Annotated in this window: 17 protein-coding genes; 11 read left to right on the top strand and 6 right to left on the bottom strand. The window is 62.3% G+C overall.

Going from position 1 to position 19,817, the window contains the following annotated elements:
• The first annotated feature begins 10 nt into the window (after positions 1-10).
• Both PSEUDOMOFG3G_RS03790 and PSEUDOMOFG3G_RS03785 read left to right on the top strand, forming a co-directional pair.
• Positions 11-1,777: an ATP-binding protein gene (locus PSEUDOMOFG3G_RS03790; RefSeq protein ID WP_139049254.1), complete on the top strand. Its 1,767-nt coding sequence runs from the start codon at positions 11-13 to the stop codon at positions 1,775-1,777.
• A complete protein-coding gene (locus PSEUDOMOFG3G_RS03785; protein WP_139049253.1) occupies positions 1,770-3,110 on the top strand; it encodes a sigma-54 dependent transcriptional regulator in 1,341 nt (446 codons plus the stop codon). Before PSEUDOMOFG3G_RS03790 ends, PSEUDOMOFG3G_RS03785 begins: the two co-directional genes overlap by 8 nt.
• Before the next feature lie 118 nt (positions 3,111-3,228).
• Here PSEUDOMOFG3G_RS03785 and PSEUDOMOFG3G_RS03780 read toward each other — a convergent pair whose 3' ends face one another.
• On the bottom strand, positions 3,229-3,558 hold the full coding sequence (locus PSEUDOMOFG3G_RS03780; RefSeq protein ID WP_139049252.1) for a hypothetical protein: 330 nt from the start codon (positions 3,556-3,558) through the stop codon (positions 3,229-3,231).
• A 334-nt stretch (positions 3,559-3,892) separates the two neighbouring features.
• Between PSEUDOMOFG3G_RS03780 and PSEUDOMOFG3G_RS03775 the strand changes: the two genes are divergently transcribed.
• The 7 genes from PSEUDOMOFG3G_RS03775 (at position 3,893) to PSEUDOMOFG3G_RS03745 (ending at position 12,380) form a co-directional block, all read left to right on the top strand.
• The gene (locus PSEUDOMOFG3G_RS03775; RefSeq protein ID WP_139049251.1) at positions 3,893-4,648 is read left to right on the top strand and encodes a fimbrial protein TcfA; all 756 of its coding nucleotides are present in this window, start codon (positions 3,893-3,895) and stop codon (positions 4,646-4,648) included.
• An 88-nt stretch (positions 4,649-4,736) separates the two neighbouring features.
• Positions 4,737-5,234 (top strand): CS1 type fimbrial major subunit, encoded by a 498-nt coding sequence (locus PSEUDOMOFG3G_RS03770; protein WP_047227118.1) that lies wholly within the window; start codon positions 4,737-4,739, stop codon positions 5,232-5,234.
• A 65-nt stretch (positions 5,235-5,299) separates the two neighbouring features.
• The gene (locus tag PSEUDOMOFG3G_RS03765; protein WP_139049250.1) at positions 5,300-7,987 is read left to right on the top strand and encodes a TcfC E-set like domain-containing protein; all 2,688 of its coding nucleotides are present in this window, start codon (positions 5,300-5,302) and stop codon (positions 7,985-7,987) included.
• Entirely contained in the window at positions 7,984-9,129 is a 1,146-nt protein-coding gene (locus PSEUDOMOFG3G_RS03760) for a CfaE/CblD family pilus tip adhesin (protein ID WP_107321948.1), read from the top strand. Before PSEUDOMOFG3G_RS03765 ends, PSEUDOMOFG3G_RS03760 begins: the two co-directional genes overlap by 4 nt.
• Positions 9,130-9,426: 297 nt before the next feature.
• The gene (locus PSEUDOMOFG3G_RS03755; RefSeq protein ID WP_047227120.1) at positions 9,427-10,746 is read left to right on the top strand and encodes an MFS transporter; all 1,320 of its coding nucleotides are present in this window, start codon (positions 9,427-9,429) and stop codon (positions 10,744-10,746) included.
• 302 nt (positions 10,747-11,048) lie between these two features.
• Positions 11,049-11,420: a heme utilization protein gene (locus tag PSEUDOMOFG3G_RS03750; protein WP_139049249.1), complete on the top strand. Its 372-nt coding sequence runs from the start codon at positions 11,049-11,051 to the stop codon at positions 11,418-11,420.
• Between the two features lie 339 nt (positions 11,421-11,759).
• Entirely contained in the window at positions 11,760-12,380 is a 621-nt protein-coding gene (locus PSEUDOMOFG3G_RS03745) for a flavin reductase family protein (protein WP_107321946.1), read from the top strand.
• 115 nt (positions 12,381-12,495) lie between these two features.
• Here the strand turns inward: PSEUDOMOFG3G_RS03745 and PSEUDOMOFG3G_RS03740 are convergent, their stop codons facing one another.
• Complete coding sequence (locus tag PSEUDOMOFG3G_RS03740; RefSeq protein ID WP_047230388.1) at positions 12,496-12,741, bottom strand: hypothetical protein; 246 nt, start codon at positions 12,739-12,741, stop codon at positions 12,496-12,498.
• Between the two features lie 41 nt (positions 12,742-12,782).
• Positions 12,783-13,136, bottom strand: coding sequence for a putative quinol monooxygenase (locus tag PSEUDOMOFG3G_RS03735; protein WP_107321945.1), 354 nt, complete (start codon positions 13,134-13,136; stop codon positions 12,783-12,785).
• A 327-nt stretch (positions 13,137-13,463) separates the two neighbouring features.
• Here PSEUDOMOFG3G_RS03735 and PSEUDOMOFG3G_RS03730 point away from each other — a divergent pair, with 327 nt between their 5' ends.
• Complete coding sequence (locus PSEUDOMOFG3G_RS03730; protein ID WP_047230390.1) at positions 13,464-14,393, top strand: AraC family transcriptional regulator; 930 nt, start codon at positions 13,464-13,466, stop codon at positions 14,391-14,393.
• A gap of 133 nt (positions 14,394-14,526) precedes the next feature.
• Here PSEUDOMOFG3G_RS03730 and PSEUDOMOFG3G_RS03725 read toward each other — a convergent pair whose 3' ends face one another.
• Together PSEUDOMOFG3G_RS03725 and PSEUDOMOFG3G_RS03720 are read right to left on the bottom strand one after the other, a co-directional pair.
• On the bottom strand, positions 14,527-15,975 hold the full coding sequence (locus PSEUDOMOFG3G_RS03725) for an aldehyde dehydrogenase family protein (protein WP_076383657.1): 1,449 nt from the start codon (positions 15,973-15,975) through the stop codon (positions 14,527-14,529).
• Entirely contained in the window at positions 15,972-17,609 is a 1,638-nt protein-coding gene (locus PSEUDOMOFG3G_RS03720; RefSeq protein WP_139049247.1) for a 5-guanidino-2-oxopentanoate decarboxylase, read from the bottom strand. Before PSEUDOMOFG3G_RS03720 ends, PSEUDOMOFG3G_RS03725 begins: the two co-directional genes overlap by 4 nt.
• Positions 17,610-17,724: 115 nt before the next feature.
• On the opposite strand from PSEUDOMOFG3G_RS03720, the gene PSEUDOMOFG3G_RS03715 reads away from it, so the two are divergent.
• Complete coding sequence (locus tag PSEUDOMOFG3G_RS03715; RefSeq protein ID WP_139049246.1) at positions 17,725-18,606, top strand: LysR substrate-binding domain-containing protein; 882 nt, start codon at positions 17,725-17,727, stop codon at positions 18,604-18,606.
• Between the two features lie 167 nt (positions 18,607-18,773).
• Here the strand turns inward: PSEUDOMOFG3G_RS03715 and PSEUDOMOFG3G_RS03710 are convergent, their stop codons facing one another.
• Entirely contained in the window at positions 18,774-19,793 is a 1,020-nt protein-coding gene (locus PSEUDOMOFG3G_RS03710; RefSeq protein WP_139049245.1) for an alpha/beta fold hydrolase, read from the bottom strand.
• Positions 19,794-19,817: the final 24 nt, after the last annotated feature.

Raw genomic sequence — 19,817 nt, 5'->3', positions numbered from 1 at the left:
AAACAGTCACATGCCGGCAATGCCTCGTCCCTTGCGTCTGTCGTTGTACACCCTGCTGATCCTCAGCGGCGCCATCATTGCCGCCACCCTCGCCGTGCGGCACGCCGAACGCCAGGCACTGGAAGAGGATGCCAGCCGTGCGAACCAGCAACTGGCGTTGTACGCCAACTCCCTGCATACCCTGATCGAACGCTACCGCGCCCTGCCCGCCGTGCTGGCGCTGGACCCCGAGTTGCGCTCGGCCCTCAAGGGGCCGGTCAGCACCGCGCAACAGGACGCGCTGAATCGCAAACTGGAACAGATCAACGGCGCCGCAAAGTCTTCCACACTGGAATTGCTCGACCATACTGGCTTGGCCGTCGCGGCCAGCAACTGGCGCCTGCCCAGCAGTTATGTCGGACACAATTATGGCTTTCGGCCGTATTTCCTCCAGACCCGCACCCAGGGCACCGGACGGTTTTATGCGGTGGGCGTGACCAGTGGCATTCCGGGCTACTTCCTGTCCAGCGCAGTGACCGACGACAACGGTGAGTTCCTGGGGGCGATGGTCGTGAAGCTGGAGTTTCCTGAGCTGGAACGCGAATGGCGGCAGGGCAGCGACACCCTGCTGGTCAGCGATGCCCGAGGCATCATTTTCATCGCCAACCGAGAGGGCTGGCGTTATCGCCACTTGCAGCCGTTGACCGACAGCGACCACGCCGAGCTCAAGGCCACTCGCCAATACGACAAGCAACCGCTGCAACCCTTGGCCGTCGAGCCGCTGCGACGCTTTGACGACAACAGTCATCTGGCCCGGGTCAAGGCCCCCGACGGTGCCGTGGATTACCTGTGGGAGTCCCTGCCATTGACCACCGAAGGCTGGACGCTGCACTTGCTGCGCCGCCCGCAGATCCCCTTCGAAGACCGTCGCAACGCCGGGCTCGCCGCCGCCGGGCTATGGCTGGCCCTGGTGTTTCTGTTGCTGTTTCTCAACCAGCGCTGGCGCCTCGCAAAGCTGCGCCAGCGCAGTCGTGAAGAACTCGAACGGCTGGTAGAAGAACGTACCCGGGATTTGCGCACCGCCCAGGACGGACTGGTGCAATCGGCCAAACTCGCAGCCCTGGGACAGATGTCGGCGGCCCTGGCCCATGAAATCAACCAGCCGCTGACGGCCCAGCGCATGCAACTGGCAACCCTGCGCCTGTTGCTGGACCATGGCCGGGTCGATGATGCCTACAAAGCCATCAAACCCCTGGACGACATGCTGACCCGCATGGCTGCCCTCACCGGCCACCTGAAAACCTTCGCCCGCAAAAGCCCCAGCGGCCTGCGCGAACGCCTCGACCTGGCGGTGGTGGTGGATCAGGCACTGCAACTGCTGGACACACGCCTGCGGGACGAACAGGTCAGTACGGCGCTGCACCTGACCCGCCCGGCGTGGGTGCGTGGCGATGCAATCCGTCTGGAACAGGTGCTGATCAACCTGCTGCGCAACGCGCTCGATGCCATGGCCGGCCAGCCGCTCAAACGCCTGGAAGTGCGCCTGGAAGCCGATGAGCAATTGTGGCGCCTGACGGTCAGTGACAGCGGCACCGGGATCGCCGAGGAACACCTGAGCCAGGTATTCGACCCGTTCTTCACCACCAAGGCAGTGGGCGACGGCCTGGGCTTGGGCCTGGCGGTTTCCTTTGCAATCATTCATGAATCGGGTGGACGACTGACGGCGGACAACCATGAAAACGGCGCACAGTTCTGCGTGACCTTGCCGATCGATCAGGAGGCGCAGTTGCATGCTTAACCCTTGCACATTGAAAAAGGTCATCGTCGTCGACGACGAGGCCAGCATCCGCAGCGCCGTGGAGCAATGGTTGAGCCTGTCGGGTTTTGAAGTGCAGTTGTTCAGTCGCGCCGAAGAATGCCTGGAGCAATTGCCAGGACATTTCCCGGGGGTGATTGTCAGCGATGTGCGCATGCCCGGACTCAGCGGCCTGGAGCTGCTGGCCGAAGTGCGCCGACGCGACCCGGACCTGCCGGTGATCCTGTTGACCGGCCACGGCGACGTGCCGATGGCCGTGGAAGCCATGCGCGACGGCGCCTACGATTTCCTGGAGAAACCCTTCACGCCCGAAACCCTGCTCGGCAGCCTGCGCCGGGCGTTGGACAAGCGCACGCTGGTATTGGAGAACCGTCGTCTGCACGAGCAGGCCGACGTCAAGGACAAGCTCGATGGGACACTGCTTGGGGTTTCACGGGCGCTGCAAAACCTGCGTCGCCAGGTGCTGGACCTGGCGACACTGCCGGTCAACGTGTTGATCCGCGGCGAAACCGGCAGCGGCAAGGAACTGGTCGCCCGTTGCCTGCACGACTTCGGTCCCAGGGCAGACAAACCCTTCGTGGCATTGAACTGTGCGGCCATCCCCGAACCGCTGTTCGAGGCTGAACTGTTCGGCCATGAAAGCGGCGCCTTCACTGGCGCCCAGGGCAAGCGCATCGGCAAGCTCGAATACGCCGACGGCGGCACGCTGTTTCTCGATGAAATCGAGAGCATGCCGCTGGCTCAACAGGTCAAGTTGCTGCGGGTGCTACAGGAACAGAAGCTCGAACGCCTGGGCTCGAACCAGAGCATCCATGTGGACCTGCGCATCATCGCCGCCACCAAGCCCGACCTGCTCGACGAAGCCCGCGCCGGACGTTTTCGCGAAGACCTGGCCTATCGCCTGAACATCGCCGAGCTGCGCCTGCCGCCGTTGCGTGAACGGCGCGAGGACATTCCTTTGTTGTTCGATCATTTCACCCACAACGCCGCCGAACGCCTGGGTCGCCCCGCCGTGCCCTTGAGCGGTGCGCAGTTGAGCCATTTGCTCGGCCACGACTGGCCGGGCAATGTGCGTGAACTGGCCAACGTCGCCGAGCGTCACCTGCTGGGACTGGATCAACCCCGCGTCCTCGACACGGAGCCAGGCCAATCCCTCGCCGCCCAGCAGGAAGCCTTCGAAGCTCAATGCCTGCGCGCCGCCTTGACGCGGCACAAGGGCGATGTGAAAGCCGTGCTCGAGGAATTGCAGCTGCCGCGTCGCACCTTTAATGAAAAGATGCAGCGGCATGGGTTGAGTCGGGAGATGTTTTTGTAGGGTTGGCGTTTTTTGTGGCGGCTGTACTGGCCTCATCGCGAGCAGACTCGCTCCCACAGAAGTGATGTGTACACAGGTCGAAATGTGGGAGCGAGCCTGCTCGCGATAAGGCTGCCCGCTAGCCCGAAATCAAGCCGGCGAGCATTCGTTTCCGGTCGCCCACGTCCAGTGCCCGGTAGGCCTCCAATAGCATTTCCTCATCAGGCGTCAATGGCGGCTTGGCGATTTGGGCGCGCTCACCGACCAGGACGTACTGCGCGTCCACGCCGATAACCACCAGCTTGGCCACCAGATCGGCCGGACATTTCTGCCGCCCCGATACCACTTCTTTCAAACGCTGCGGACTGGATTCACCAGCGGCACGGGATGCCGCGGCCAATGACAACCCACAACGGTCAATCTCCTCGCGCAGACGAACGTGGATATATCCCACCAAATCTATTGACATGGTGTAACTATCCCACCAAAATAATTCGAACAAACAGCAATCATCTTCGCCTCACAGGAGTCACCACCATGGCCCGTACCGACGCTGTACACCCGGGAAGTCACCTCAAATCACGGGAGCAAGCGTGTCGGAGCGTCAGGGCTGGAATCTACTCTGGAAATTTCCTACATGGAACAGAGAAGCATCTGTAGCACAAAAGGAAGTGTCGTAAATATAGCTCGCCTCTAGTCGTGAGACTCTTCCCTCTCGTCACCGACCTTCATCGAAGGCAAGAGCGCTTCAGCAGACGCATTGAATAACGTTGAGTTTTTAGCTTTTTTACTTGAGGTCTGACATGGATTTGATTCAAACGTTTACCCACCGTTGGGCTGCCTTGGGCAAGCTGGCGCTTTTGATGCTGGCGTTCGGTTTATCGTCGCCGGCGACCGCCAATCTGGTGGTTTATCCGATGACCAGCACGATCGGCGCCGAGCAGGATGGTATTGGACAGATCCAGCTACATTCCAAGTCGGACAAAGTGCAGTACATCAAGGTCAGTGTGGTCCAGATCCAGCGCCCGGGCACGCCGGATGAACACGAAAGCCCAGTGTCTGCGGCCGATACGAAGGGTATCGTCGTGTCGCCACAACGCACGGTACTCGCTCCCGGCGCCAGCCGCACGGTACGGATTATCGCGCAGGCGATGCCCAGCGAGGAAACCGTCTACCGGGTTTATTTCGAGCCAGTGGCCGCTCCACAGGATCTGGCGGCAGAAGACGACGACCCGCAAGGCACGCAACCCAGAATCGGCGTAAACCTGATCTGGGGCGCGCTCGTGCGCCTACTGCCCGATGACCGTCAAATGAGCGTCGGCTTGCAACAAAGCGGTGACGCGCTACGCAATGACGGCAACGTGCGCATCGGTGTATTGCAGGTCGGACGCTGCACCGACGTCAAGGGCGAAAAAGACTGCCTCTGGAACGATGTCAATCGCAGCTTGTATCCGGGCAGCACGCTCCCTGTCCAGACATCCGGCACAAGCGGCAATCTGCTCATGCGTTTTGTGACCAGCGACGACAAACGGCCACGGACTTTGGCCGTGCTGCCGTAACCCACTCCCCCCTCACATTTTTCAATCTGAGCCATGTGCCTGCACATGGCTGGGCCCCTGTTCACCCATAGAAAAGAGGAAACACCCCATGAAACTGCTCAAATTCGCCCCGTTGGCACTGGCCGCACTGGTCTCGATGCCCGCCCTGGCGGTTGAGAAAAGCATCCTGGTCTATGCCGATGTCGATCCGACGCTGGAGTTGCTCCAATCCGATGGCAGTGCCCTGCCGCCCTCCATGGAGATGAGCTACCTGCCGGGTGCGGGTCTGCAACCCACGCGTCTGGGCACGCGGGTCTTCAGCAATGACACCGATAAGGACATGACCATCAGGCTGATCACCAGCCCCGTCCTGGCCAACATGACCAACCCGGCTTCCACCGCGGTTCCCCTGTCCGTCACCTTTGGTGGCAGAACGCTGAGCACCACCGGCGTCGCCTTGTCGGCGGCCGATCTGTTCCCCGGTGGCGACCCGACCAGCGGCTCGATCGAGCAGATGTTGGAGATCAAGCAAACCACCGTTGGCGCTATCGCAAACGCTGGACGCTATGAAGGCATCGTCAGCCTGGTGCTGACTCAGCAACCGTAAACACAACCGTTCCTCCCAAGGGGGTACGGCGTCGTCGTACCCCCTTTCCTGCATCAAGGCCACGTATGAAACGCCACTTCACAGCTATCTCCATCTCCCTTTCATGGGCGCTGGCCGAAGGCGCCTGGGCCGCGACCGACGCCTTGACTCAGGTGCCGGCCGGCTTCGAAGCCTTGGTCGAAGGGCAGGTGGAACAGCTCGAACTACAACTGTTCAACCGCAATCTCGGCGTGCACCCGGTGCTGGTCCAGCCCGGCCGGATCGAATTCAAGCAACCTGAGCGCATCGCGGCCCTGCTGGTGGAAGCCGGCGCACTGGCCTCGCCTCAGGAACTGCTGCCATTACTGTCACAGCCCTTGCCCAGCAATAGCCAGTTGGCCTGCTCCTACGGCCTGGCCAGCGAGGCGAGTTGCGGCTATCTCGAAACCGAGGCAGTGGCCGTGATTCTCGACGAGGCCGGCGCCCGTCTCCAGGTCCTGCTGCGCAAGGACTGGCTGCCGACCAACGAGGCCTCGGCCCTGCGGCTGCATACACCGAGCGAGGCAGAGAATGCCCTCGTCCACCGGCAAAACATCAATATCGCCCAGTCCGACAGTTACCGCGCCCTGGGTGCCAGCGGCCTCGGCGCACTCGGCCTGGGAGAAAACAGTCACCTGGGGTTCACCTGGACCTATCAGGCCAACCAGAACAAGCGCGGCAGTGACAGCAACCTGGAATTCAACAACGCCTACTACCGGCGAGACTTCGACCGCGAACATTACGCACAGGCGGGACGCATGGACATGAGCAACCTGTCCAGCGCCGAAGGCGGCAACTTCAACTTCAGCCTGCTGCCCCTGGGCCGGATCGACGGTGCCCGTGTCGGCACCACCCTGGCCTACCTCAATCGCGACGTCGTCGGACAGGGCACGCCCATCTCCCTGATCCTGACCCAACGCGCCCGCGTCGATGCCTTTCGCGGCGAAGAACTGCTCTCCACTTCTTATCTGGATGCCGGTGTGCAGAACGTCGACACCCGGACCTTCCCCAACGGCAGTTATCCGGTGACCCTGCGGGTGATCGAAAACGGCCAGGTAACCCGTACCGAAACCGTGCCCTTCAGCCGCACCGACGGCAACGGCCTGGGGGATGACACCGTGCAATGGTTTTTACAGGGTGGGCGCACGGCCGAGCATTCCCTGTACGAACAAGATCCCGCCGCCGTGGCCCAGACCGGCCTGCGGGTACCACTGCTCGATAACCTGGCGCTCACCAGCGCGATCACCTGGCTGGACACCGCGTTCTACAACGAAAGCCGCCTGGACTGGGCCGGCACGCTGGGCGCCAGCAGTTGGTCGCTGTCGGCCGCCCTCCTGGAGGGCAACGACGGGGCGAGCGGCAACAGCCAGCAGTTCACGTTCAACCATGGCCTGTCCTGGAATCTCTATCGCTACTCGCTGCGCAGCCCGTCCTGCGAGCACAACCGCCGTACCTACCAGCAGAGTGGCTGCAACGAATCGCTGACGGCCAGTGCATCGCTGCCGTTGGCCGGCGGCGCCCTCACCGCCGGCTATAGCTACAACCGTTATGCCCAGGTGAATCCGTCCTACTACTGGAACACGTTGCCCGGCGAGCCGGACCTGACCGACGAACTGACCACCGCCACCTGGGCCCGCACCCTGCAGGTGGGGTTCTCCCGCGGGCATCGCCTGGGCCAGTTCCACCTCACCCACCGCGTGGGCGCGTTTCGCAATCAGAGCGGCAATCGGCCGACCGACCACGGCCTGTACCTGAGCCTCAGTCTGTCCCATAACGAGCGCTCGACATCCGGTGGCTTCCGGCAGACCAGTGTCGGCCTGGACGCGCGCCGCGAGCAGGCCGCCAGCGACAGCGTCCGGACCAGCCTGGCCCATACCCGTGTCTGGGACAGCGAGCAAGGTCGCAACGAGATGAATACCGGGCTGGGTTACGACGACCTGGGCCGCTGGGACGCCGAACTGGCCGGGCGACTCGAACGTAGCTGGGGCGAAACGAGCCTGGCGATGTCACAGCGCGGCGGTGACCGGCATGATTCACGCCCTGGGCTCAGCGGCAACCACTCTTCCTCCCTGGCACTGGGGCGCGAAGGTTTCTTCTGGGGCCCCGGCCAGGGCGGCACAGGCCCTGGCGCCGCCGTCGGCATCGTCGCTGCGCCAATGGAAAACGCCACCGGCGCCGCGGCCAAGGTCAGTGGCGGCTACGGCGCCCAGACCAGCATCGGCTTCGGCGAGAAACGGCTGATTCCGATCAATGGCTTCGAGGTCTCCCAGACTCGCATCAGCGATGCCGATGCCTCGCGCCAGAACCTGAGCTCGGTGAATGTCGGCAACGGCAGCCGCGACTGGTTCCTGCCACCCGGCAAGCTGGCGGTGCAGCGCATCGAGTCCAGCCTCAGCTACACCTACATCGGACGCCTGGTGGACGCCCGGGGACAACCGCTGGCACAGGCGGCCATCCTCAACGCAGCGATGATGGAAACCGCCGAGGACGGCAGCTTCGTCGTCGATCTCAACAAGCCCCCGCAACCGTTGTTCGCCCTGGACCTGAACGGCGTGCATGCCTGCGCCGTGCAGTCGGCCACCGCTCGCAGCAGCTTGCGCCAGGTCGGCACGCTGACCTGCCAGAGCACCACCCTGGACGCTCTGCCCAGAGACCTGCGCGACCCCGACCGACTGGAACGCTGGACCGCGCGCCGCAGCGCCGCGTTATCGTCAGACAAGAGAAACCAGCCATGAATCTGATCTTTCACCGTTGGGCCCGTCGCCTTGGCGCACTGATTGGCGCGTTCGCTGCGCTACCGGCGCTCGGGGACATCCATCCCAGCAACCACTATCAATCCGAGATGCTGCAATTCGACCGCTCGACTCCGCCCGCCGATCATTACATCTGGACGCGGATGACCCATGGCTGGCACGAACAGCCCGTGGCAGGCGCAGGCTATAAGACAATGCATTTTGTCTGTCTGTCCAACACCGATCCAGCAACAGGCCAGTGCCTGACCACCACCGGAGGCAGATATGGCACCACCGAGATAAAGCTGCGTTTCACGGAGAAACGCAGCCGACTGTCCGTGGTTCTGACCGTCAAAGGCAACATTACACGCAGACTCCCGATCCACAGCCCCTGCGGGGTGTGGGGTTCCAGCACCTGGATGCTGACCTCGACATCACATGGCAATTGCGAGGGAGTGGATGCGACGGGTACGGCCTCCACCCTCTGGATTCCTCGGTCAGAACTCGCCAAATTGCCTGCCGGTGGCATCTGGACGGCGCAATTGGTCATGAAGCTCAGGAGGTTCTACTCGCAGCCAATCGGAGACGCCCATATCTACACCGTCGATTTCAAGCTGGACGTGACCGATCACAATAACGTGCAGATCTACCTGCCCGCCCACGGCATCAGCACCCCGCAGGTGGACCTGAACCTGCGCACCCGCCCGTTGATCAATGGCCCCGGCGGTATCGTCTCCGGCCAGGCTGTCGTCGATGCCTGCCTCTACGACGGCTACAACTCCAACAGCCAGCGTTTCGAAATGCGCGTCACCGACAAAAACCCCGTACCCGGCATGGCCGGGCGCTTCTTCGTGAAGCACACCTCCGGGGGGACGGACGAACGTAACCGTATCGAATACCGAGTTCGCACCCGCACCGCCAACCTGGGCGAGACACAGCATGTCTCAGGTCAACCGGTGACCTTTACCGGTATCAACAATGCCGATATCCGCGCCGTGCGCTTGCCCAACGTCCCCTTCCCGGTCGTGTGCACGCCCTGGCCGATCACCCTGGAGACGCCGCAGTTTCGGCAGATCGACAAGAATACCGGGCAATATCGGGGAGAGCTGAACCTGGAGTTCACGCCTTCAACGTCGTCGCCCTGAGCCTTTGGGTGTCGGTACTGGCGCCATCGCGAGCAGGCTCGCTCCCACAGGGTTCTGTGTATGCAGGTCCAATGTGGGAGCGAGCCTGCTCGCGATGAGGCCAGCAGCCAAGCATGATGACCTTCAGAATGAGCGGATTCCCGCTCATTCCACCGCCAAAATGAGCGCCTATCCGCTCACCCAGCATTCAAAACCCCTCTAGACCGGCCTTCTCCCACCTGGCACAGCTCCTGCTATAGCCCTGGCAGGCTGCGTTCCCACGCGCTCCACAAAAACAATTAAACGAAGGATCCTTCAATGGATAACTCCAACGCCCTTCCCCTCGGGTCGGCCGCCGCGCCCGCCCGTGAAAGAACCACTGCCAGCCGGATCAAATCGATTTTCAGCGGTTCGGTCGGCAACATGGTCGAGTGGTATGACTGGTACGTCTACGCCGCTTTCTCGCTGTACTTCGCCAAAGTATTTTTCCCGGCCGGGTCCTCCACCGCGCAACTGATGAAAACCGCCGCGATCTTCGCCGTGGGCTTCCTGATGCGCCCGATCGGTGGCTGGCTGATGGGCCTGTACGCAGATCGCGCCGGGCGCAAGGCGGCGCTGATGGCCTCGGTATACCTGATGTGCTTCGGCTCGCTGATCATCGCCCTGAGCCCCGGCTATGAAACCATCGGCGTCGGCGCGCCCATCCTGCTGGTAGTGGCCCGCTTGCTTCAGGGCCTGTCGGTGGGCGGTGAATACGGCACCTCGGCAACCTATTTGAGCGAGATGGCCACCAAGGAACGTCGCGGCTTCTTCTCCAGCTTCCAGTACGTGACCCTGATCTCCGGCCAACTCATCGCCCTCGGCGTGCTGATCGTGTTGCAGCGGTTCCTCACCACCGAAGAGCTGTATGCCTGGGGCTGGCGCATTCCATTCGCCATCGGCGCGTTGTGCGCGATAGTGGCGTTGTACCTGCGTCGCGGCATGGAAGAAACCGAGTCGTTCACCAAAAAGGAAAAAGCCAAGGAAAGCGCCATGCGCACCTTGATGCGCCATCCAAAAGAGTTGATGACTGTGGTCGGCCTGACCATGGGCGGCACCCTGGCGTTCTACACCTACACCACCTACATGCAGAAATACCTGGTGAACACGGTCGGCATGAGCATTTCCGACTCCACCACCATTTCCGCCGCCACCCTGTTCCTGTTCATGTGCCTGCAACCTTTGATCGGCGGTTTGTCGGACAAGGTCGGTCGGCGGCCGATCCTGATCGCCTTCGGCATCCTGGGGACGCTGTTCACCGTACCGATCCTGACCACCCTGCACACCATCCAGACCTGGTGGGGCGCGTTCTTCCTGATCATGGCCGCGCTGATCATCGTCAGCGGCTACACCTCGATCAACGCCGTGGTCAAAGCCGAGCTGTTCCCCACCGAGATCCGCGCCCTGGGCGTCGGTTTGCCGTACGCCTTGACCGTATCGATCTTCGGCGGCACCGCTGAATACATCGCCCTGTGGTTCAAGAGCATCGGCATGGAAACCGGCTACTACTGGTACGTGACGGCGTGCATCGCCGTGTCGCTGCTGGTCTACATCACCATGAAAGACACCCGCAAGCATTCGCGGATCTTGACCGACTGACCTGCGCACACACAAAAACGAAAGGGGCGAACCTGTACGGGTTCGCCCCTTTTTTTGTGCTTCGTGTCTGAAGATTTATCCGACATTAATCTCTGGTTAATGCCCGCCCTACATCCTCATCCTCACCAAAACGCTGTTCGGGTACGCCGGTGATGACATTTATCGCCGATCAGTAACAACGAGCAACCAATCGATAAATACGATTTGTTTGAGCATTTTTTTGCGCTTTTTAATCGATTTAACAAGCGTAATATGAATTCCACACCCAAGGCGATCAACGCCAACCACTTCGGAGAACGACCATGAAAACCAAACTGATCCTCGCCCTGACCCTGTCCGTACTGGCCGCCAACACCTTCGCCGCCGATGGCTTCGACCGCACTCAGTCGGCCATTGCCGCTGACGGTTACGACCGCACCGGCGCTGCCACCGTTGCCGCCGACGGCTTCGACCGCACTGGCTCGAACGCTATCGCCGAAGACGGCTTCGACCGCACTGGCTCGAACGCTATCGCTGAAGACGGCTTTGACCGCACTGGCTCGAACGCTATCGCTGAAGACGGCTTTGACCGCACTGGCTCGAACGCTATCGCTGAAGACGGCTTCGACCGCACTGGCTCGAACGCTATCGCTGAAGACGGCTTTGACCGCACCAACACCGCCTCTCTCAGCTAATCCCAACGAGGCTCTCTCACAGCCCGGCTTCGGCCGGGCTTAGTTGTTTTTGGGGTACAGGAAAACGGTCAGCCTCAAGCCCAACACAAAAGTGGTCTCACTGAAGAACAAATTGTGGGAGCGAGCCTGCTCGCGAAGAGGTCAGCACATTCAACCCCTACGTCCCCTGCTACACCGTCATCGCGAGCGGGCTCGCTCCCACAGGATTGTGTGGCAGACGAAAGTTCCGTGAACCCTGAAGAGCAAATGAGTGAGCAGGCTTGCCAGGTGCTGACAAAAACAGTCGCCCCCTGCACTATCCACAACATCCTCAAAATCCATCCCCAGGACCCTCGCCTCATGCCCGACGACATCCACTACTACGAACCCGCCCAGGGCCACGGCCTGCCCCACGACCCGTTCAATGCCATCGTCGGCCCGCGCCCCATCGGCTGGATTTCCTCCCAGGACGCCGAAGGGCACCTGAACCTGGCGCCCTACAGTTTTTTCAACGCCTTCAACTACATTCCGCCGATCATCGGCTTCTGCAGCGTCGGGCGCAAAGACAGCCTGAACAACATCGAACAGACCGGCGAATTCGCCTGGAACCTGGCGACACGCCCGTTGGCCGAGCAGATGAACCAGAGCTGCGCCATGGTCGCGCCAAAGGTCAATGAATTTGAACTGGCCGGTTTGACGCCAGCGCCATCACGGGTGATCCAGGTGCCACGCGTGGCGCAAAGCCCGGTGTCCTTCGAATGCAAGGTCACCCAGATCATCCAGTTGCAGCGCGCGGACAAGGCATTGGTGCCCAGTTGGCTGATTCTCGGCGAGGTGGTCGCCGTGCATATCGCCAAATGGTTGTTGAAAGATGGGGTATACGACACCGCCGCTGCCGAGCCGATTTTGCGCGGCGGCGGGCCGGCGGATTATTTCCAGCTGGGTCCCGAGGCGCTGTTCAAGATGCACCGTCCTCAATAGCAGTGCACGACACAGCGTTTATCTGTGGGAGCAAGGCTTGCCCGCGATGAAGACAACGCGGCCTGTCTTTTGAACCGAGGTGACTGCATCGCGGGCAAGCCCTGCTCCCACAACGTTAATCTCGCGGGTTCCAGATCAGCTCGCCCTCATCGCCCACACCCTTGAGATGGGTCAACTCAATGGCCGCCGCCGAGTCGGCATCAGTGGCCGTCTTGAACGTCTGATCTTCAAGCACCTTGTTAAAACGCGGCGCACCGGAACCACCAATGGCTTTGGTGGCAATCGCCGCGTAGTAGCCGCCGCCCTCTTTGGGAACGACCGCGGAAACAGCTTCGAAGGTTTCAAAGGCTTTACGTGCCATATTGCGCATCCTGGCGATGGAAAATGACGCTCATTAAACCTTCAACCCGCCAGTTTGTGTACCTTCGCCAGGCACCCTTCGGTCGCCTGGGCGGCGGACACTTCCCGGAAGGTGTGGAAATCCAGGCTGCTCACCACCAGGTCCTGTACCAGCTCGGCGAAGATCGCCATGGCCGGCGAGTTGAAATAAGCATCCATCGCCTGTTGATTGACCCAGAGCCCGGACACCAGCCACAGATCGGCGTCGCATTGCGATTGCTGCAACGCAAAATGCAGGCATCCGGGAGCCTGGCGCGAAGGCGCGATCAGCGTACTCAGGCGTGCACCCAATGGCTTGGAGCAACCGGAACGGGCCCGCACAAAGGCCATATGACTGACGGGGATCTGTGTAGACATGTTCAACCCTCCCAGGTAATCCGTTGTGCAGCCCGGGACAGGCTGCGACAGGATCAAAGGTTAAGCGTCACGACACCAGGCTCGTTAGTCGATTCCTGCCGACCCATTGCACGATCCTGCGCGAAAGCGGGACCCAATCGGTCCTTCATCCGCTAGGATCCGGGAAAGTTGAAACAAAAGGTTTCAAGCAAGTTTTTGTCACATTAAGCCATGGTGAATCGATGCTCCGTGCAGGATCAGGCAAGCTTTCGACAGGATGTGGCTACCACTGCAACTTGCACAAACATAAGCTCTGCTCATCGCTCCCCCTTTCCCGAGGATTCCGGCATGTCGCCGCTTGACCACGCCCACGTCCCGCTGGACACGTATCTGGAACAACAGCGCGCCGAACTGGCGTCGATCATCGCCCGCAATACCAGTGAAGACGGCAACTACGCCACAGCCATCGACTCGCTGAATCTGTCGCGCCACAGTCAAGCCCATCAATTCGCACCGGTGCTGGCGCGACCGGCGCTGTGCATCATGGCCCAGGGCAGCAAGCAGGTGCGCCTGGCGGATGAGTTGTTCAACTACGATCCGCTCCATTACCTGGTGGTCTCGGTCTCGATGCCCCTGAGTGGTTGCATCGCCAGCGTCTCGCCCGATCAACCGATCCTGGCCCTGCGCCTGGACATCGATCCGGCGGAAATCACCGCGCTGATTGCCGACGCAGGCCCCCTCGGCGTACCCACGCGCCCCACCGGTCGCGGCCTGTATGTAGAACGCTTGGACACGCCGATGCTCGACGCCGTGTTGCGCCTGACGCGCTTGCTGGACAGCCCGAAAGACATCGCCATGCTCGCGCCCCTGGTGCGCCGGGAGATTCTGTACCGCCTGCTGCGCAGCCCTCAGGGCTATCGGCTGTACGAAATCGCCATTACCAACAGTCAGAGCCATCGCATCAGCCAGGCGATCAAATGGCTCAATGGCCATTTCGAGCAACCGTTGCGCATCGATGACCTGGCCCGGGAAGTGAACCTCAGCGTCTCGACCCTGCATCACCGCTTCAAGGCCATGACGGCCATGAGCCCGCTGCAATACCAGAAACAACTGCGCCTTCAGGAAGCCCGGCGACTGATGCTGGCCGAAGGGCTGGAAGCTTCGGCGGCGGGGTATCGGGTGGGGTATGAAAGCCCTTCGCAGTTCAGCCGCGAGTACAGCCGCCTGTTCGGCGCGCCGCCGCTGCGGGATCTGGCGCGGTTGCGGATGACTGTCTGAGCTGATTTTTGGGTTGGCTGTGCCGGCCTCATCGCGAGCAAGCTCGCTCCCACATTTTGACCTGTGTATGCAGGACCCTGTGGGAGCGAGCTTGCTCGCGAAAGGGCCAGAGCAGACAACGAACATCTAGCATTCAAACCGCCCGCACCACATGTTTGATCTCCTGAAACGCCGCCAGCCCCCAAGGCCCCAACTCGCGGCCCATGCTGCTCTGCTTGTAACCGCCCCACGCCGCCTGGGGAAAGATCACTTGGGGGGCGTTGATCCACACCAGTCCCGCCTGCAGTGCATTGGCCACCTGTTCGGCAACTTCGGTATCGCGACTGACGACACTGGCCACCAGGCCGAAACGGCTGTCATTGGCCAGGGCAATCGCTTGCTCCAGGGAGGTGAAACGGCGCACACACAGCACCGGCCCGAAGATTTCTTCGCACCACAGCTCGCTGTCCACCGGCACGTCGGTGAAGACTGTCGGCTGTAGAAAATAGCCGCGCGGCAAATGCGCGGGGCGTTGTCCGCCGCACACCAGCGTCGCCCCGGCGCTCAAGCCCCGGTCGATATGCCCAAGCACGCGTTGGTATTGCGCCTGGTTGACCAGCGCGCCCATCTCCACGTCAGGGTCAAACGGGTCAGCCACGCGAATCGCTTCGGCGCGAGTCTTGAGCCGTTGCAGGAACTCGTCGGCCAGCTCATCGGCGACCAGCACGCGACTGGTGGCCGAGCACATTTGTCCGGCGTTGAAGAAACCGCCACCACAGGCCAGCTCCACCGCCAGCTCCAGATCAGCGTCGGCCAGCACCAGCAGCGACGACTTGCCACCCAGCTCCAGGCTGACGCCCTTCACCGTTTCCGCCGCCCGTTGCATCACCTGCACCCCCACCGCATTGCTGCCGGTAAAGGAAATCTTCGCCACGCGCGGATCTGTCGCCAGCGGCGCGCCCACGGCCAGCCCCGTGCCGCAGATCAGGTTGAACACGCCGTGGGGTAAGCCGCACTCGGCGATGATCGACGCCAGCTCCAACTCCGGCAGCGGTGTCACCTCCGAAGGTTTGAGCACCACACAACAGCCGGCAGCCAAGGCCGGGGCGAGCTTCCAGGCGGTGGTGACCATCGGGAAATTCCACGGCACGATCAAGCCCACCACACCGCAGGGTTCGCGGCGCAGGCGTGCCCTGAAGTCATCGCTGGGCAATGCCAGTGGGCTGTCCTGCCGGGCGTCCAGCCCTTCGGCCAGTTCGGCGTAATACTCGAAGGTGGCGACCACGTCGTCGACATCGATGGCCGCTTCGAACAGGGGTTTGCCGTTATTGCTCGATTGCAGATGCATCAAGCGCTCACGAGCAGCCCGCACGCCGGCGGCGATACGGCGCAGAAGCGCCCCGCGCTCGGCGCCGGTGGTGTTCGACCATTGCGCCAAAGCCTGGGTCGCCGCGTTCAAGGCCTGATCGACGGCGCGCTCATCGCCGCCATTGACCGTGGTCAGCAGCGCCTCGGTGACCGGGTTGATCACCCGCAAATGCTGATCGCCCGATGACCATTGGCCGTTGATGTACAGGCCGTCCTGGGTGGTGGGGAAATTCATTGGGCCACCCCCACCATCCAGCGCGCCTGATCGATTTCGATCAGGGTCGGACCCTGGCGGTCGTGGGCCTCCAGCAATGCGGCGCGCAATGGTGCCACGCCGTCGACCGCCTGTGCAAAGCAGCCCAGGGCCTTGGCCACGCCAATGAAATCCGGGGTGTAGATGTCCACGCCCACCGGTTCAATGGCGCGGTTGACCATGTATTTCTTGATCTCTTCGTAACCCTGGTTATTCCACAGCAGCACGATCACTGGCACGCCTGCTTCCACGGCGCTGGCCAGCTCCGGCAGGGTGAACTGCAAGCCGCCATCACCGATCAGGCACACCACGGGCGGGCGCCCCTTACCCGAATCGATGCCGCCGAGCCAGGCGCCGATGGCCGCCGGCAAGGCATAGCCGAGGGTGCCGTAGCCGGTGGAAGCATTGAACCAGCGACGTGGATGTTCCGGGTTGAAGGTCAGGTTGCCGGTGTACACCGGTTGTGTGGAGTCACCGACGAATACCGCGTCGGGCAAGGCCTGCAAAACCGTGTCGATGAACAAGGTCTGCGCGCGGGTCGCGACGTCCCAGTCCCGGTCCAGATCCGCCCGTAACCGCGCGGCACGCACCTGGCCCCAATCGCTGTTGCGCTGGGTCAGGGATTGTTGCTTCAACCCATCGAGCAAGGCCTGGCTAGCGCTGCGGGCATCGGCCACCAGCGCCAGGTGCGGCGGGTAGTTGCGCACGGTCTGGTCCGGGTCGATGTCGATGCGCAGCAATGCACCGGGGATTTCGAAGCCGCCGGCGAAGGTGATGTCGTAGTCGGTCTCGGCCAACTCCGTGCCGATGGCCAGCACCACGTCGGCCTCGGCCACCAGTGCGCGGGTGGCCACCAGGCTTTGCGTGGAACCGATCAGCAGAGGATGACGCGACGGCAACAAGCCTTTGGCGTTGATGGTCAGTGCCACGGGGGCGCCGAGGCATTCAGCCAGTTCGGTCAGTTCGCGGGCGGCATCAATGGCGCCGCCACCGGCCAGGATCAGCGGCCGGCGGGCCTTCGCCAGCATCGCCGACATCTGCGCCACGGCACTCGGCGCGGCCCCGGCACGGCTGATGTTCACTGGCCTTGTGGCGAGCAAGGCATCGGCGTCTTCGACCAGAACGTCCAACGGAATTTCAATGTGCACCGGCCGCGGGCGACCGGCCTGGAACAAGGCGAAAGCCCGGGCCAGCACTCCCGGCAACTCGGCGGCGGACATCAGCGTGCGGGAAAACGCCGCCACGCCACTCACCAACGCGCTCTGGTTCGGCAGTTCATGGAGTTTGCCGCGCCCGCCGCCCAACTGGCTGCGGGACTGCACGCTGGAGATCACCAGCATCGGGATCGAATCGGCGTAGGCCTGGCCCATGGCGGTGGTGATGTTGGTCATGCCGGGGCCGGTGATGATGAAGCACACACCGGGCTTGCCGCTGACGCGGGCGTAGCCATCGGCCATGAAGCCGGCGCCCTGTTCGTGACGCGGCGTCACATGGCGGATGCTGGAACGGGCCAGCCCACGATACAACTCGACGGTGTGCACGCCGGGAATCCCGAACACCTGCTCCACGCCATAACCTTCGAGTAACTTGACCAATACTTCGCCGCACGTCGCCATTGCCACTGACCTTCTTGTTTTCGGGGAATGGCGTTATTGGAACGGCCTGGCCATAGCCGCAACAATGGATAAAAAGTCATACTAGCCATGTCCCTACATCATGGCTCGATTCCAAATGAAACGACTTCCTCCGCTCCCGGCGCTGCACACGTTTCTGATCACCGCCCAGTGCTGCAACTTCACCCGGGCGGCGGAACAGTTGCACATCACCCAGGGCGCGGTGAGCCGGCAGATCGCCGGGCTGGAGGAGCATTTGGGTTACGCGCTGTTCCTGCGTCAGGCACGGGGCCTGAGCCTGACGCCGCAGGGACAGGCGTGGTTGCCACGGGTGCAACAGGTGTTCGGCCTGATCGCGGAAGCGGTGGAGCAGATCGGCGAGAAACGCCAGAGCGTGCGACTCAAGGCGCCGACCTGCGTGCTGCGCTGGCTGATGCCGCGTTTGCTGCAATGGCAAAAGGTACGACCGGACATACCGGTGGAGTTGACCACCACCGTCCGCCACGGCGTGGATTTCCAGCGCGAAACCTTCGACGCCGCGGTGGTCTATGGGCCGCCGCCCGCGCCTTCATTGACGAGCCTGCACTTGTTCGACGAACAACTGACACCGGTGTGTTCGCGTCCACTGCTTGAAGGTCCGGTGCCGCTGCGCTCACCCGCCGACCTGCAACACCATCTGCTGCTTCATCCCACCAGTGACGAGCGCGACTGGAACGCTTGGCTGGAGGCTGCGCAGGTGCAACTGAGCAACGTCAGCAAAGGCCAGCATTTCGAAACCCTGGACCTGGCGATGTCCATGGCCTCCCAAAGCACGGGCGTGGCGATTGGCGACTGGTCGCTGATCGGCGACGACCTGAACGCCGGGCGACTGGTGATGCCCTTCGAACTGAAGGTCAGGACCGGGTTGGCCTATCACCTGGTGTATCCGCGCAAGCCCGGAGCGTCGGAGCAGTTGCAGGCGCTGATGGAGTGGTTGGTGGAGCAGGCGCAGACACGGTAGGAGCCTTGTGCCAACCCCTGTGGCGAGGGAGCTTGCTCCCGCTGGATTGCGAAGCAATCCCATAATCTATCCAACCACCTGGGTCTCTCAGGCTGAACCCTAGGGGGCTGCTTCGCAGCCCAGCGGGAGCAAGCTCCCTCGCCACAAAAAACTAGGAAGACCGTTTATCAGAGCACGTTAGGCACCTGCACCGGCTCGATCTGCGCCCAATGCGAGGTGTCTTCGCGATGCTGCTGCAAGTAGGGCAACACCGCCCCCAGCAACGGTTCCTTGAACGCTTCTTGAAACCGGTGGGCCAGGCCCGGTATCAGCTTCAGACGGCTGCCGCGGATGTGCGCCGCCAGGTGCACGCCGTGCATCACCGGCAACAACGGGTCGGCGGTGCCGTGAACCACCAGGGTCGGCACGCGCAGTTGATTGAGCAGCGCCACCCGGCTCGGCTCGGCCATGATCGCCATGATCTGGCGTTGCACGCCTTCGGGGTTGAAGGCCCGGTCATAGGCCTGGGCGGCCTGATGCAACAGTGCTTGACGATCATCCACCACCATCGGACTGCCCAGGGCGGCCAGCAGATCGGCCTGTTGTTCCAGGGCCACTTCACGATTCGGCGCACTGCGCCGGGACAACAGCTGCACCAGGGTTTCGCTGGGTGCCGGCAGGCCTTCGGCACCCGAGCTGGTCATGATCAGGGTCAGGCTCTCCACCCGCTGCGGCGCCATGGCCGCCATGTGCTGGGCGATCATCCCGCCCATGCTCACCCCCAGTACGTGAAAGCTTTGCACCTGCAACGCGTCCATCAACCCCAAGCCGTCGTCGGCCATGTCGGTCAAGGTGTAGGGAGCGGCCACGGGCAGGCCCAGCTTGTAGCGCAAGGCTTCAAAGGCCAGGTTGGCGCTGCCGGGCGCCTGACGCCAGGCGGACAAGCCCACGTCGCGGTTGTCGTAGCGAATCACCCGAAAGCCCTGCTCGCACAGGGCCGCCACCACCTCGTCCGGCCAATGTATCAACTGCCCGCCCAAGCCCATCACCAGCAACAACGCCGGGTCGGAGGCACGGCCGATGCTCTGGTACGCCAGACTGACCTGATCCAGATCGACCCGTTGGGTCGCAACGTTGACATCACATCGAGAAGCCGCAATCGACGGCAGGCCGAACAACAACGCGGCCAGAAAGATAAATACACGCATGAAGAAACACCAAAACGCAGAACC

Origin of the sequence: Pseudomonas sp. FG-3G (genome assembly GCF_901007645.1) — a bacterium.
Classification (GTDB): domain Bacteria; phylum Pseudomonadota; class Gammaproteobacteria; order Pseudomonadales; family Pseudomonadaceae; genus Aquipseudomonas; species Aquipseudomonas rhizophila.
This window is presented reverse-complemented; position numbering and strand designations above follow the sequence as displayed.

Excerpts from the sequence above, each read along its gene's own strand:
- PSEUDOMOFG3G_RS03790 (WP_139049254.1), top strand. The coding sequence starts at position 11 with ATGCCGGCAATGCCTCGTCCCTTGCGTCTGTCGTTGTACACCCTGCTG.
- PSEUDOMOFG3G_RS03785 (WP_139049253.1), top strand. The coding sequence starts at position 1,770 with ATGCTTAACCCTTGCACATTGAAAAAGGTCATCGTCGTCGACGACGAG.
- PSEUDOMOFG3G_RS03780 (WP_139049252.1), bottom strand. The coding sequence starts at position 3,558 with ATGTCAATAGATTTGGTGGGATATATCCACGTTCGTCTGCGCGAGGAG.
- PSEUDOMOFG3G_RS03775 (WP_139049251.1), top strand. The coding sequence starts at position 3,893 with ATGGATTTGATTCAAACGTTTACCCACCGTTGGGCTGCCTTGGGCAAG.
- PSEUDOMOFG3G_RS03770 (WP_047227118.1), top strand. The coding sequence starts at position 4,737 with ATGAAACTGCTCAAATTCGCCCCGTTGGCACTGGCCGCACTGGTCTCG.
- PSEUDOMOFG3G_RS03765 (WP_139049250.1), top strand. The coding sequence starts at position 5,300 with ATGAAACGCCACTTCACAGCTATCTCCATCTCCCTTTCATGGGCGCTG.
- PSEUDOMOFG3G_RS03760 (WP_107321948.1), top strand. The coding sequence starts at position 7,984 with ATGAATCTGATCTTTCACCGTTGGGCCCGTCGCCTTGGCGCACTGATT.
- PSEUDOMOFG3G_RS03755 (WP_047227120.1), top strand. The coding sequence starts at position 9,427 with ATGGATAACTCCAACGCCCTTCCCCTCGGGTCGGCCGCCGCGCCCGCC.
- PSEUDOMOFG3G_RS03750 (WP_139049249.1), top strand. The coding sequence starts at position 11,049 with ATGAAAACCAAACTGATCCTCGCCCTGACCCTGTCCGTACTGGCCGCC.
- PSEUDOMOFG3G_RS03745 (WP_107321946.1), top strand. The coding sequence starts at position 11,760 with ATGCCCGACGACATCCACTACTACGAACCCGCCCAGGGCCACGGCCTG.
- PSEUDOMOFG3G_RS03740 (WP_047230388.1), bottom strand. The coding sequence starts at position 12,741 with ATGGCACGTAAAGCCTTTGAAACCTTCGAAGCTGTTTCCGCGGTCGTT.
- PSEUDOMOFG3G_RS03735 (WP_107321945.1), bottom strand. The coding sequence starts at position 13,136 with ATGTCTACACAGATCCCCGTCAGTCATATGGCCTTTGTGCGGGCCCGT.
- PSEUDOMOFG3G_RS03730 (WP_047230390.1), top strand. The coding sequence starts at position 13,464 with ATGTCGCCGCTTGACCACGCCCACGTCCCGCTGGACACGTATCTGGAA.
- PSEUDOMOFG3G_RS03725 (WP_076383657.1), bottom strand. The coding sequence starts at position 15,975 with ATGAATTTCCCCACCACCCAGGACGGCCTGTACATCAACGGCCAATGG.
- PSEUDOMOFG3G_RS03720 (WP_139049247.1), bottom strand. The coding sequence starts at position 17,609 with ATGGCGACGTGCGGCGAAGTATTGGTCAAGTTACTCGAAGGTTATGGC.
- PSEUDOMOFG3G_RS03715 (WP_139049246.1), top strand. The coding sequence starts at position 17,725 with ATGAAACGACTTCCTCCGCTCCCGGCGCTGCACACGTTTCTGATCACC.
- PSEUDOMOFG3G_RS03710 (WP_139049245.1), bottom strand. The coding sequence starts at position 19,793 with ATGCGTGTATTTATCTTTCTGGCCGCGTTGTTGTTCGGCCTGCCGTCG.